Source organism: Rhizobium sp. NZLR1 (genome assembly GCF_017357385.1).
GTDB lineage: Bacteria > Pseudomonadota > Alphaproteobacteria > Rhizobiales > Rhizobiaceae > Rhizobium.
The window spans coordinates 172386-185202 of sequence record NZ_CP071632.1; the positions used below are offsets into that span (position 1 = coordinate 172386).

Genomic DNA, 12817 nt, shown 5'->3' on the forward strand with positions numbered 1-12817 from the left:
GAGTGTGCCACGCACTCCGTTCACATTCTTGAGACTGCCAACCGCACCGTCTCGCTGACGAACTCGGTCTTTCCGCCGGTATAAAAGTCCCAATTTCCGTCTGCCTCCGCAGCCAGCCGACGTTTCAGGTCGGCATAGGCTGCAGCTCTCTCAGGGTGATCCACGAGATAGTCGCGAAACAGGATGCGCTCCTGGTGTCCGCGATGATCGGGTCCGCAGACACAGAGCCTGAACCCGTAGCCGTCATGATCTCGGGTGAAGGCCCACCGGTTCTCTCCAGCGTCGCCGTGGAAGACGAAATCGGCAGAGCGCACCGCTTCGATCGCCGTCGGCAGAACGGCGTTTGAGATCACGACGATATCGAGGTCGATCTTCGGCTTGGCCGCCAGACCAGGCACAGACGTACTGCCGATATGATCGATGGACAGCACGGAATCACTGAGCAAAATAGAGACTTCACTGCTGATTTGGGCAAACAGCAGCGGCCAGGAGGGATCGTAGTCGACCACTTTGATGGCGCGCATGCTTCCTTCCGATCTCGGTCAGTGAATCTCGGCGAGCAGCCCGTCGAGGATCGTGACCATCTTCTGCTTGGCCTCTTCGAGCGAGCCGCTATTGTCGAGCTCCGCCACGTCGTAGTCGCCGCGCACCGTCAGCGGCCCGCGGGCAAGCCGCGCCATGATATCCTCATGCGTCTCGCGCCCGCGCGCCTCCAGCCGGCTCGCGAGCACTTCCGGGCGAGCGGTGACGTTGATCACCTTGAGCCGCGGGAAAGCCGCCTGGAAACGGTGAAGCGCCGAGCGCGAGCCGTTGGCGACAACGACATGGCCGCGCGACAATGCCACCGAGACCTCGGCCGGAATACCATATTTCAAGCCATGCGCCTCCCACCAGACGGCGAAGGAGCCCGACTGCTCCATCGCGGCAAACCCTTCGAGGGAGACGGAAAGATGGTCTTCGCCGCCGGCGTCGCGGTGGCGGGTGATGACGCGGCGGGTGAAATGTACGTCGGCGCGGCCGGCGAAATGCCGCGCGGCGAGGTTCATCAGCGTGTCCTTGCCGGCGCCGCTCGGCCCGACGACGACGACCATGATGCCGCGCTCGGCTCCGGCTCCTGGATGGGGTTCGTAAGGGCTCATGCGACACGGCGTCCCTGGCGCCAGACGGAGCGTGTCACCGGCACGCCATGCGAACGGTGGACGCGGACGAGATCGGCGCGCAGTCCGGTGGCGATCCGGCCGCGATCGTCGAGGCTGACGGTGCGGGCGGGCGTCGACGTCACCATGGCGATCGCCTTCGGCAGGGTAATGCTCTCGACTTCATCGGCGAGGATGAAGGGTGCATGCAGCAGGCTGAGCGGCACGTAATCGGAGGAAAGCACGTCGAGCACGCCCATCTCGGCAAGGTCGCGGGCAGCGATATTGCCGGAATGGGATTTGCCGCGCACGATGTTCGGCGCGCCCATCAGCACGCTCATGCCGTGACCGTGCGAGGCGCGGGCTGCGTCGAAGCTGGTCGGGAATTCGGCAAGCCGCACGCCGTTGTCGATCGCCTCGCCGACATGGGAGAGCGTCGCGTCGTCGTGGCTTGCCACGGTGATGCCGCGTTCGGCGCAGACCTTGGCGATGGCGTTGCGATGCGGCGTCGAGTTGCGCGCCGATTCCGCCTGGCGCTTGGCGACGAAACGCGCGAAGACCTCGTCGCTCAGGCCGCGCTTCTTCTGATAGTAGAAGATATATTGATCCATCGTCTGGAATTGACGCTGGCCGGGCGCATGATCCATCAGCGAGACCAGCCGCACATGCCGATCGTTTTCGAAATCGGCGAAATGTTCGAGCACATTGTCGGCCGAGACCTCGCAGCGCAGGTGGATCAGGTGCTCGGCGCGCAGCCGGCCTTCCTTCTCCGCCGACTGGATGGCGTCGGCCATCTCGCGCATCTCGCCATGTTCGAAGCCGCCGTCCTCGTCCGCGCCCATGCGCAGGCAGTCGAACACCGTGGTGATGCCTGAAGTGACGATCTGGGCATCATGCGCCTGGATTGCGGCGGTCTTGTTCCAGCGAATGCCGGGACGCGGCTGATAATGGCCTTCAAGATGATCGGTATGCAGCTCGACGAGGCCGGGAATGACGTAGTCGCCCTCGAAATCTTCGCCGGCTACCGAGTTGCCTTCGGAAATGTCGGCGATCTTGCCGTCGCGAATGAGAATCGATCCGGAGAGGATGTCATCCTCAAGAACGATGCGGGCGTTGGAAAACACGGTCTCTTTGCTCATCTCGTCTGGTCTTTCAGCTTTTGGCGCCGGCAAGCGGCAGCCAGGAATGAACTTTAAACGGGGCGCCGCGCGTTTCTTCGGTGAAGACGGCAAGGCCCGAAATCGTAAGCGGCCGACCGGTGAAATCGGCAAAACGCTCGGTCAGGATCGCTTTCATCACTGCGGCGCGTGTCTCGGGCACCTGGCCGGTGAGTGTCATGTGGAAGCCGAAATCCTCCATCACATAAGGATAACCCCAGCGCTGCAGATGGGTGCGCTGGCTGTCGCTGAGCTTCTCCGGGTTGCGCCGCGCCATATCGGCCTCGGAAAGCGTTGCGCGGAACGGTTCGAAGGACCTTACCACCTTCGCGGCGAAATCCTGAAGAGGTTGATGAAGAGAACCGGGAACGAGGGCAAAAAAACGACCGAGCTGGCCCAGCACGAGTTCAGGAATCTCGAAAGCTTCAGTGCGCGCGGCAAAATCCTCGGCAACGGCCATGAGATCCTTCTCGGTGACCGAGGCGGCGAGCGAAAACGGTGCCTTGATCGTCGCGTGAAAGCCGTAGCGGCGAGGATCCGCGGTCAGCTCGAACTGCTCCGCCGCACCCAGTCTCTCATGTTCTGACGCAGAATAGGTCTCGCCGGTGAACGCATCGCGGCCGAGCCAGAGCGACGCCTCGCCGGTCAGGGGATCGTCCTTCGGCGGCGAGAAATAGAGAGCATAGCGCAAGGCTTTTATCCTGAGGATCATCGAAACGGGGGAGCGCAATGTGCAGTGATTTGGCGGCGAACCGCAAGCAGGCTCCCGGCTAAAAGATTTCCGTGACAGAATGATGATGGCGGCAGCGCCGCCACGGCCTTTGGAGCGGATATATCAGTGGGTTTTCGTGCCCATCAGCCGGTGGCGCAGCGCGTTCGAGGCGGCGTCGAAAATGAACACAACGATCAGGATCAGGATGACCATGTAGGCGACGTTTTCCCAGTTGGCGTTGGTGCGCATGGCCTCCCACAATTTGAGGCCGATGCCGCCCGCGCCGACGGCGCCGATGATGGTCGCGCCGCGCACGTTCGATTCCCATTGGTAGAGCGTCTGGCTGACGATGACGGGAACGATCTGCGGCATAATGCCGTAACGATGGACGAGCACGGTCTGAGCGCCGGTCGATTTGATGCCTTCCCGTGGCTTGTTGTCGATATTCTCCAGCCCTTCGGAATAGAGCTTGCCGAGCGTGCCGGTCTCGGTGAGGAAGATCGCGCCGCTGCCGGCAAGCGGGCCAGGCCCGAAGGCGCGCGTCAGGAACAGCGCCCAGATCAGCATGTCGACCGAGCGCAGGAAATCGAAAAAGCGCTTCAGGATCTGATTGAGCAGCCGGTTCGGCGTGATGTTGCGCGCCGCCAGGAAGGCCAGCGGGAAGGCTGTGAGCGAGCCGAGCAGCGTTCCGAGGAATGCCATGACGATCGTCTGGAAAAGCTTGGTCCAGACATCGCCGTGCTGCCATTCGCTGTTGTTCCAAATGTCGTCGAAGGCGAGCGCCAGGTTGGACTGGTCGGGCTTGATGCGCGGGCCGGAAACGATGAGACTGACGACCTCGCCGACCGGCTTGTCGAAGAAGGACGATTGCGTGTCGAAGATGAAATTCGCCCAGCCGATGAAACGCTTGCGGATCTTCACCCGGTCGACGGAAATGCTGACGTCGCCGGCAAAGCCGAGATCGGCGAGCACATTGTCGTCATAGACGGTCATCCAGCCGGGCACCGGCCCGACAACTTTCGGCGCACCGCTCGAAACCTCGACGGGAACGCTGATGCCATGCGCGGTGACGATCGTCTCGCTCTTCGAGACGGTGACGGTGCGGCTGGTGCCGCTGATCGAAACCGTGATGCTGCCATCGGGATTGTTGACCAACCAGTCCGGATGCGGATTGTCGCCGAGAGGCGAGAAGCGTGGATAGCGGATATCGATCGAACCGTCATCCCCGATGCGGAATTCCGGCTGAACGTCGTAGCTCACCCATTGGCTGAGATAGATGCCGACGCGCTCCCAATGGGCTTCGGCGAAAAGCTTAGGCAGGTCGAAGAACCAGACGGCATAGAGGCCATAGAGCAGCGTCGCGATCAGGATCATCAGCCCGCCGAAACGCTGGCGGAACGACCGGTGGAAATATTCCGGATAGCGCGTTTCTATCTCATGCATGCGGTTTGCGTCGATCACCGTCATGGCGGCCTCAATGTTGCAGAAGGAAGGCGTGCTCGCCGACGAGGCGGCGGCGCAGCCATGCGGAGAATTGGTCGACGGCGACGATCGTCACGAACAGCAGCAGAACGAGCGCCATCGTCTTGGCGCCGAAGCCGCGCGAGATCGAAAGCTTCAACTCCTCGCCGATGCCGCCGCCGCCGACGGCGCCGATGATGGTCGAGGCGCGCACGTTGATCTCGAGGCGTAAGAGCGCATAGGAGGTGAAATTCGGCAGCACTTGCGGCAGAGCGGCGAAGCGGACGCGCTCCCACCAGTTGGCGCCGACGGCTTTCATGCCCTCATCGGGTTTCATGTCGATATTCTCGGCCACTTCGTAGAAGAGTTTACCGAGCGCGCCGATCGTGTGCAGGGTGATGGCGATGATGGCAGCCACCGGCCCGATCGACAGGATCGCGGAAAACAGGCCGGCGATAACGATCTCAGGGAAGGCGCGCAAAAATTCCATCAGGCGCTTGGCGACGATGCGCAGCGGCCATGAACTGGTCAGGTTGCGGGCGGCAAAGAAGCTCAAGGGAACGGCAAAGACAAAAGCGACGATCGTCGAGATCAGCGCCACGTTGATCGTGACGATCATCAGCTCGAAATATTCGGGGATGTAGAAAGCGCCCCAGACGTAGACGCGGCCCTTGTCGAAATTGAATTCCTCGCCGCCCTTGTCGTTGACGCTCGCAATGTCGAACAGCGCACGCCAGACATCGTTCCAGTCCCTGGGGATGAGCCAGCTCAGGAAGTCGAAGATATGCGGCAGGCGGTCGAAGAAATGGCCGGCATTGCTCTCGTCGGCGAAGCGGACGGAACTGACGAAGGCCGCAATCAAGATAACCAGGCCGAGGATAGTGTAGAAGCGGCGCTTGGCGACCATCCGCTCCCAGGCGGTGCCGATCTCCTGCGTGCTCTGCATGTGCGGCTGTGTATCGGCAATAGTCATGGACGCCTCGCCCGATCAAAGATAAAGGGCGGCCGTTTCCGGCCGCCCCGCATTCCAGAAACCGATCAGCCGCCGATGGCAGCTTTGCGGACTTCGACGACGGCGTTGTAGAAGTCGTGCTTGACCGGGGCGTAACCCTTGTAGTCGCCGCCTTCGACAGCCGCGAAGCACTTGTGATCCTTCTCCGGCAGAGCCGTGAAGAAGGCTGCAAGCTTCGTCTGCCAGTCCTGGCCGAGGGCGTTGCGAACGACGAGGGGGCCGTTCGGGATCAGCGGCGAACGCCATACTTCAACCAGCTTGTTCGGATCGACGGCGCCCTTGTCGACTTCCTTGCGGAAGGTGCCGGAGGTGTAGCCGTCCTTGAATTCGCCGATGCCCGACGAGTCGTCGACGGCAACGTCGACCTTGCCGTCATAAGCGGCAAGCAGGTTGTTCTCGTGGCCGCCGTTGAACTGCGTCGAGGCGAAGAACTTGTCGTTCGGCATGCCCGTGTCCTTGGGGATCTGCGTCAGCGGCACGAGATAGCCGGAGGTGGAATCTGGATCGGCGTAGCCGAGCCTCTTGCCCTTGGCGTCCTTGATGTTCTTAATGCCGGAGGACTTCAGGGCGAGACCGACCGAGTAGTAACCCGTCGAGCCGTCCTTCTGCTGCGTCGTCAGGATCGGCGTAACAGCTTTCTCGTCCTTGATGTAAATGGCTGCGTAGCCGGAAGCGCCGAGTTCGGCGAAGTCGAGCGTGCCGCCGAGCAGGCCCTGGATAACGCCGTCATAGTCGGCGGCGGGGAACAGCGACACCTTCTCGAAGCCGAATTCCTGCTTCAGGTGGTCGGCAAGGCAGGCATAGTTGCGCAGGCGGTCGGTTTCGTTTTCGCCGCCGAGAATGCCGATGCGGAATTCCTTGAGATCTGCCGCGTTGGCGGCGCCGGCGAGCGCGAAGAGCGCCGTTGCCGCAAAGAGTGCTTTCTTCAACATGTGTCTCTCCTATTGACCGGTGCCCCCGGTCTTCCGTTACGAAGAAGTGTGCCCTTGACGCGGGCGCGCGATCGCGGCCGCCTCGCTCAGAGACCGGCCAGCGCCAGCGGTTGGGCGCCGGCGGATTGATTGTCTGCCCGCTCGGGAGCGATATTGATGGATGTCGAGGTCATCGTTTCGTCGATGCCGGCGCCATCCTTGTCCGTTCCGTAGATTGCCTTCACTGCCTCGGCGGTCAGTTCCGAGGCCTTGCCGTCGAAGACGACGCGGCCGCTGGCCATGCCGACGATGCGCTCACAATAGTTGCGGGCGGTGTCGAGCGTGTGAAGGTTGGTGATGACGGTGATGCCCTCGCGCTCGTTGATATCGCGCAGCGCATCCATGACGATCTTGGCATTCAGCGGATCGAGCGAGGCGATCGGCTCGTCGGCGAGAACCATCTTCGGGTTCTGCATCAGCGCTCGCGCAATCGCCACGCGCTGCTGCTGGCCGCCGGAAAGCGTGCCGGATGCCTGCAACGCCGTCTGCTCGATGCCGAGGCGTTCGAGCGCAGCGATGGCATGCACACGTTCCTCGCGGGTGAAGATGTTGAGCAGGCTCAGAAGCGTCGAGCGGTGGTTGAGGCGGCCGAGCATGACATTGGTCAGAACGTCGAGGCGCGGCACCAGGTTGAACTGCTGGAAGATCATCGCGCAATCGCGTTGCCAGTTGCGCAACGCCCGGCCGCGAAGCCCGGAGACCTCGACGCCGGCGAAATGAATGGAGCCGGAGCTCGGTTCCTGCAGCCGGTTGATCATGCGCAAGAGCGTCGACTTGCCGGCGCCGGATCGGCCGATGATGCCGACCATCTGGCCCTGAGGAATGTCGAGCGTGACGGAATCGACGGCGAGCTTTTTTCCGAAACGACGTGTGACATTCTTCAGCTCGAACATCATGCTTTCCCTTTGCACTCCAGGCCTTGGTCAGCATCGCATTAGTCCCGCTTGATGAACCTCCCATGTCATATTTGTGTAAGTCCTGTCACATATCCCCGCGCTTGTTGCGCATCTATATCGGCGGTTTAACCACCGTAGCGGAACAGGAAATCTTCCGCGCTCAGGTTGCGGAAATCCTGCAGCGCCTGGCGCAGCCGGTCGTGCTCCCAATCCCACCAGGAAAGCCTGTCCATCCGTTCGCCGATCTCTCTTGGAAAGCGTTCGCGGATTGGTTTGGCCGGCACGCCGCCGACGATCGCGTAGGGAGCGACATCCTTCGATACCACCGCACCGGCGCCGATCACCGCGCCGTTGCCGACGGTGACGCCGGGCAGGATGGTCGCCCCATGGCCGATCCAGACATCGTTGCCGATCGTCACGCGGTTTGCCCGCCGCCAGGCGAAGAAATCGGTTTCCATGTCGCCGTCCGGCCAGTAGTCGGCGGCACGATAGGTGAAATGATGCAGCGTCGCCCGCCAGGTCGGATGATTGGTGGCGTTGATGCGCACGGCGGCGGCAATATTGACGAACTTGCCGATCGTTGCGCACCAGACTGAGCCATCCTGCATGATGTAGGAATAGTCGCCGAACGTGGCCTCGCTGATGCGGCAGCGCTCGGAGACCTCCGTATAGCGCCCGAAGGTGGAATCGCTGACGGATGCCGTCTCATGCACATAGGGCTCGATGCCAAGCTTGCGGCTCATGCGGCGATCTTTCCAGGCGAGAACAGCTGGACGTCGAGGATGCGGTCGGCGACCGCCTCGCGCACTTCCTCGTCGTGGAAAATGCCGAGAAGCGCGACACCCGCCTTCTTCTTCTCCTCGATCATGCCGACGACGACGGCACGGTTTTTGGCATCGAGCGAGGCTGTGGGTTCGTCGAGAAGCAGGATCGTGTGCTCGGTGATGAAGCCGCGGGCGATGTTGACGCGCTGCTGCTCGCCGCCGGAGAAGGTGGCGGGTGGAAGTTGCCAGAGCGCTTCCGGCAGGTTGAGCCTGGCAAGCAGGGCGCCCGCCTTTTCCCGTGCCGTGGCGGCGTCTTCGCCGCGCGCCACAAGCGGTTCGGCAACCACATCGACCGCCGCGACGCGCGGTACTGTGCGCAGGAACTGGCTGACATAGCCGAGCGTGTGGCGCCGCACGTTGAGCACGGTGCGCGGATCGGCGGCGGCGAGGTCGACGATGCGCCCGTCGTGGCGTATGAGGATCTGGCCAGTGTCGACGGCATAATTGCCGTAGATCATCTTGAGCAGCGAGCTCTTGCCGACGCCCGATGGGCCGCCGAGCACGACGCATTCGCCTGAGGCGACCGAGAAGGCGACATTGGAAACGACGGGCAGCCTGATGCCGTCGCGCAGGTGCATGGTGAAGCTTTTCGAGACTTCGGAAACGACGAGGGGCGTTGGCATGATGTCTTCTTTCCTGGTTTCGGATTTACAGCGCCGGGCCCTGAAAAGACGCGCAAGGACGCTGTAAAGTCTTGAATTGCTCAGACCTGCAGGATCGAGGAGACGAGCAGTTGCGTGTAGGGTTCGCGCGGGTCGTCGAGCACCCGGTCGGTGAGCCCGTGTTCGATTACGTAGCCGTCCTTCATCACCATCATCCGGTGTGAGAGCAGGCGGGCGACGGCGAGATCGTGGGTGACGATGATCGCCGACAGGCCGAGATCGTTAACGAGGCCGCGCACCAGATCGAGCAGGCGTGCCTGCACCGAGACGTCGAGGCCGCCCGTGGGTTCGTCCATGAAGACGAGGCGCGGGCCGGTGACGAGGTTGCGGGCGATCTGCAGGCGCTGGCGCATGCCGCCGGAAAAGGCGCGCGGCTGGTCGTCGATGCGGTCGGCGTCGATCTCGACGCGCTCCAGCCAATCGATCGCCGAAGCGCGGATCGTGCCATAGTGCCGGTCGCCGATCGCCATCAGCCGTTCGCCGACATTGGCGCCGGCGGAGACGGTCATGCGCAGGCCGTCGGCCGGATTCTGGTGCACGAAGCCCCAGTCGGTGCGCATCAGGAAACGCCGCTCGGCCTCGTTCATGCGGTAGAGGTCGCGGTAGCTGCCGTCGCGCATGTGGTATTCGACGCTGCCAGTGCTCGGCAGCAGCCGGGTGGAGAGGCAGTTCAGCAGTGTCGTCTTGCCGGAGCCGGACTCGCCGACGATGGCGAGCACTTCGCCCGGCCAGAGATCGAAGGAGACGTCGCGGCAGCCGATCCGGTTGCCGTAAAATTTCGAAACGTCATGGACTTTGAGAAGCGGGATATCGCTCATTCTGCAGCCTCCCGGGCCAACATCTCGCCGGCATGCCCATGGGCGCGGCGGTCTTCGCAGTGATCGGTGTCGGAGCAGACGAACATGCGCCCGCCCTTGTCGTCGAGAACCACCTCGTCCAGATAGACATCCTCGGCACCGCAAAGGGCGCAGGGCTTGTCGAAGCGCTGGATGTCGAAGGGATAGTCATCGAAATCCAGGCTGACGACGTCGGTATAGGGCGGAACCGCATAGATGCGCTTCTCGCGTCCCGCGCCGAAAAGCTGCAGCGCGTCCGACATATGCATCTTCGGATTGTCGAATTTCGGCGTCGGCGACGGGTCCATGACGTAACGGCCGTGTACCTTCACCGGATAGGCATAGGTCTTGGAGATGCGGCCGTTATGGGCGATATCCTCGTAGAGCTTCACATGCATCAGGCCGTATTCCTCGAGAGCATGCATCTTGCGCGTCTCGGTCTCGCGCGGTTCGAGGAAACGCAGCGGCTCGGGGATAGGCACCTGGTAAACGAGCACCTGGCCGGGCCCGAGCTTCTCTTCCGGAATGCGGTGGCGCGTCTGGATGATCGTCGCCTCGCCTGTGCGCGTCGTCACCGCGACATTGGCGACCTTCTGGAAAAAAGCGCGAATGGAAACGGCGTTGGTCGTGTCGTCGGCACCCTGGTCGATGACCTTCAGCACGTCATCCGGTCCGATGATCGAGGCCGTCACCTGCACGCCACCGGTGCCCCAGCCGTAAGGCATCGGCATTTCGCGCGAAGCGAAAGGCACCTGATAGCCGGGAATGGCGATCGCTTTCAGGATGGCGCGGCGGATCATCCGTTTGGTCTGTTCGTCGAGATAGGCGAAGTTGTAGCTGGCCAGATCGCTCATTCGGCGGCCTCCTTCATGTCTTCGCCAGCGTTGCGGGCGGCTTCGAATTCGCGACGCATGCGGCGGACGAGATCGAGTTCGGCCTGGAAGTCCACATAATGCGGAAGCTTCAGGTGCTCGACGAAGCCGGTCGCCTGGACGTTGTCGGAGTGCGAGATGACGAATTCCTCGTCCTGTGCCGGGGCGGTGATATCCTCGCCGAGCTCTTCGGCACGAAGCGCCCTGTCGACCAGCGACATCGCCATCGCCTTGCGCTCGCTCTGGCCGAAGACCAGGCCGTAGCCGCGGGTAAATTGCGGGGGTGCCGTCGCCGAACCCTTGAACTGGTTGACCATTTGGCACTCGGTGATCTGGATCGTGCCCAGCGAGACGGCAAAACCGAGTTCCGGCACGTCGAATTCCACCTCGACCTCGCCGATACGGATCTCGCCGGTGAAGGGGTGGTTGCGGCCGTAGCCGCGCTGGGTGGAATAACCGAGCGCCAGCAGAAAACCTTCGTCGCCGCGGGCGAGCGCCTGCAGGCGCAGATCGCGGGTCATCGGAAATTCCATCGGCTCGCGGGTCAGGTCGCCGATCTCGTGATCCTCAGGCATGTCGCCGTCGGCCTCGATCAGCCCCTCCTCGCCGAGGATCTCGGAGACGCGCATGACGCGGCCGGTCTCGGCTGTGCGCTGGGCAGGCGTCTCGACCGCCTCGTCGGAAAGCAGCGACGGATCGAGCAGCCGGTGGGTATAATCGAAGGTGGGCCCAAGAAGCTGGCCGCCCGGCAGATCCTTGTAGGTCGCCGAGATGCGGCGTTCGATCGTCATATCAGCCGTGTCAAGCGGCTTGGAATAGCCGAAACGCGGCAGCGTCGTGCGGTAGGCGCGCAGCAGGAAGATCGCCTCGATCATGTCGCCGCGCGACTGGCGGACGGCAAGCGCTGCGAGTGTGCGGTCGAAAAGCGAGGCCTCGGCCATCACCCGGTCGACGGCGAGCGCCAGCTGCGCCACGATCTGTTCGATGCCGATCGCGGGCAACGAACGGTCGCCGCGGCGGCGGTCGGCCAGTAGGCGGTGGGCATTGGCGATGGCGGCCTCGCCACCCTTGACGGCAACATACATGAGCTCAGATCTCCGTTGCTGTGATCTTGGTGGTGCGCGGCAGGCAGAGGAAACGCTCGGCCGACGTCAGCACGATGTCGATGCCGCGCGGGAAGAGCGCGCGGTTCTCGGTCCAGAGCCGCAGGAAGGTCTCCGGCAGCCCGACAGGCGCGATTTCCGTCACAGTCTGGATACCGGGCCCCATCAGCGCCAGCCTGCGTCCACCCTCGAGATCGGCGAGCTCGATGACAACAGTCGTCGAGCGGTCGGGATATTCCTGCGTGCCCGATGCAAACAGGCCGAAGGAGCAAAGCGCGGTGCCGGCCTCCGTGAAGGCGAAGCGGGCCTCAGCCTTTTCACCGGTCAGCGGCGCGCCGGTGTGGAAGCCGAGCCACTCCGGCGCGGCCGATTTCGCCAGTCCCTGGGACAGCCAGACAGGCGTGTCGTGGTCGCAAAGCGTCAGCGCGATCGTGCCGGCGCCAATACCGAACGGCACAGGCGGCGCGACATCGGGCCGGACGGTGTGGATCGTGCCGGGGCGAGCCATGCCGTCCATCAGCATCTTGAAGACGCTCTGGGCGTGGAAGACCGGGTCGGCAAAGCCACCTGTGAGGGCTTCTGTCTTCAGTCCCATCAGTTGTCTCCCCGCACCATGGTGAAGAAATCGACGCGGGTCGCTGCCGTCTCGTCCGCCTTGCGGCGTTCGGCATCGGCGATCCGTTCGGCGACGGGCAAAAGCAGTGCCTGTTCGACAAAATCCTTCGTCGCCTCCTCCTGCCAGAGCGCGTCGAAGATCGCCGCCAGCCGGGCCTTCTCACGGTCGGTGCCCAGCGCCTGGGCATGGCCGATCGCCCCGGAGACGAGCCGGACCGTGGCCCGGGTCACTGTGACCTCGCCAAGATTGAAGGGAGCGCCGCCGCCGCCGATGCGGCCGCGGACCATCACCAACCCGGTCTCCGGTCCGCGCACCGGATGTGCCGCGGGCTTTTCCGGCAACGCGTTCCAGACCGCCGAGAGTTCGCTCAGTTCCGCGCGCGCCAGCAGGTCGGCGGCGCGTTTGCGCCCGGATGCCGTCTGTGGCGTTGCGCCTGTCCTATCCGCTGATATCATTGTCGCTTCCTCAAATGTCTATTGATATAGACAACCATACAAGATATACCTACGCTTAAATCGATGTGGTGACAAGCGTGTGACATCGGACGTGGGAACGGGGG

The 12817-nt window shown here is 62.9% G+C and carries 15 protein-coding genes; all 15 read right to left on the reverse strand.

Translation table 11 applies throughout. From position 1 onward, the window contains the following. Positions 1-20: 20 nt before the first annotated feature. The 15 genes from J3O30_RS00795 to phnG all read right to left on the reverse strand — a co-directional run bounded on the left by J3O30_RS00795 (position 21) and on the right by phnG (position 12713). Positions 21-524, reverse strand: a complete 504-nt coding sequence (locus J3O30_RS00795; protein WP_207582438.1) for a GrpB family protein — start codon at positions 522-524, stop codon at positions 21-23. 18 nt (positions 525-542) lie between these two features. Further along, positions 543-1139 (reverse strand): phosphonate metabolism protein/1,5-bisphosphokinase (PRPP-forming) PhnN, encoded by a 597-nt coding sequence (phnN, locus tag J3O30_RS00800; protein ID WP_207582439.1) that lies wholly within the window; start codon positions 1137-1139, stop codon positions 543-545. Next, entirely contained in the window at positions 1136-2275 is a 1140-nt protein-coding gene (locus J3O30_RS00805; protein ID WP_207582440.1) for an alpha-D-ribose 1-methylphosphonate 5-triphosphate diphosphatase, read from the reverse strand. The genes phnN and J3O30_RS00805 overlap by 4 nt, the downstream gene beginning before the upstream one ends. Positions 2276-2288: 13 nt before the next feature. Further along, positions 2289-2984: a DUF1045 domain-containing protein gene (locus tag J3O30_RS00810; RefSeq protein WP_207582441.1), complete on the reverse strand. Its 696-nt coding sequence runs from the start codon at positions 2982-2984 to the stop codon at positions 2289-2291. Positions 2985-3128: 144 nt separating this feature from the next. Next, the gene (phnE, locus tag J3O30_RS00815) at positions 3129-4472 is read right to left on the reverse strand and encodes a phosphonate ABC transporter, permease protein PhnE (protein ID WP_207582442.1); all 1344 of its coding nucleotides are present in this window, start codon (positions 4470-4472) and stop codon (positions 3129-3131) included. Positions 4473-4479: 7 nt separating this feature from the next. Next, positions 4480-5439, reverse strand: a complete 960-nt coding sequence (phnE, locus tag J3O30_RS00820) for a phosphonate ABC transporter, permease protein PhnE (RefSeq protein ID WP_207582443.1) — start codon at positions 5437-5439, stop codon at positions 4480-4482. A 65-nt stretch (positions 5440-5504) separates the two neighbouring features. Then, on the reverse strand, positions 5505-6410 hold the full coding sequence (gene phnD, locus J3O30_RS00825; protein WP_207582444.1) for a phosphonate ABC transporter substrate-binding protein: 906 nt from the start codon (positions 6408-6410) through the stop codon (positions 5505-5507). An 86-nt stretch (positions 6411-6496) separates the two neighbouring features. Continuing rightward, entirely contained in the window at positions 6497-7342 is an 846-nt protein-coding gene (gene phnC / locus J3O30_RS00830; protein WP_207582445.1) for a phosphonate ABC transporter ATP-binding protein, read from the reverse strand. Between the two features lie 128 nt (positions 7343-7470). Continuing rightward, a complete protein-coding gene (locus J3O30_RS00835; RefSeq protein ID WP_207582446.1) occupies positions 7471-8088 on the reverse strand; it encodes a DapH/DapD/GlmU-related protein in 618 nt (205 codons plus the stop codon). Then, entirely contained in the window at positions 8085-8792 is a 708-nt protein-coding gene (gene phnL, locus J3O30_RS00840) for a phosphonate C-P lyase system protein PhnL (protein WP_207582447.1), read from the reverse strand. The genes J3O30_RS00835 and phnL overlap by 4 nt, the downstream gene beginning before the upstream one ends. A gap of 80 nt (positions 8793-8872) precedes the next feature. Beyond that, positions 8873-9649: a phosphonate C-P lyase system protein PhnK gene (gene phnK / locus J3O30_RS00845; RefSeq protein ID WP_207582448.1), complete on the reverse strand. Its 777-nt coding sequence runs from the start codon at positions 9647-9649 to the stop codon at positions 8873-8875. Next, complete coding sequence (locus tag J3O30_RS00850) at positions 9646-10521, reverse strand: alpha-D-ribose 1-methylphosphonate 5-phosphate C-P-lyase PhnJ (RefSeq protein ID WP_207582449.1); 876 nt, start codon at positions 10519-10521, stop codon at positions 9646-9648. Before J3O30_RS00850 ends, phnK begins: the two co-directional genes overlap by 4 nt. Further along, a complete protein-coding gene (locus J3O30_RS00855) occupies positions 10518-11624 on the reverse strand; it encodes a carbon-phosphorus lyase complex subunit PhnI (RefSeq protein ID WP_207582450.1) in 1107 nt (368 codons plus the stop codon). The genes J3O30_RS00850 and J3O30_RS00855 overlap by 4 nt, the downstream gene beginning before the upstream one ends. A gap of 4 nt (positions 11625-11628) precedes the next feature. After that, the gene (phnH, locus tag J3O30_RS00860; protein WP_207582451.1) at positions 11629-12237 is read right to left on the reverse strand and encodes a phosphonate C-P lyase system protein PhnH; all 609 of its coding nucleotides are present in this window, start codon (positions 12235-12237) and stop codon (positions 11629-11631) included. Then, on the reverse strand, positions 12237-12713 hold the full coding sequence (phnG, locus tag J3O30_RS00865; RefSeq protein WP_207582452.1) for a phosphonate C-P lyase system protein PhnG: 477 nt from the start codon (positions 12711-12713) through the stop codon (positions 12237-12239). The genes phnH and phnG overlap by 1 nt, the downstream gene beginning before the upstream one ends. Positions 12714-12817: the final 104 nt, after the last annotated feature.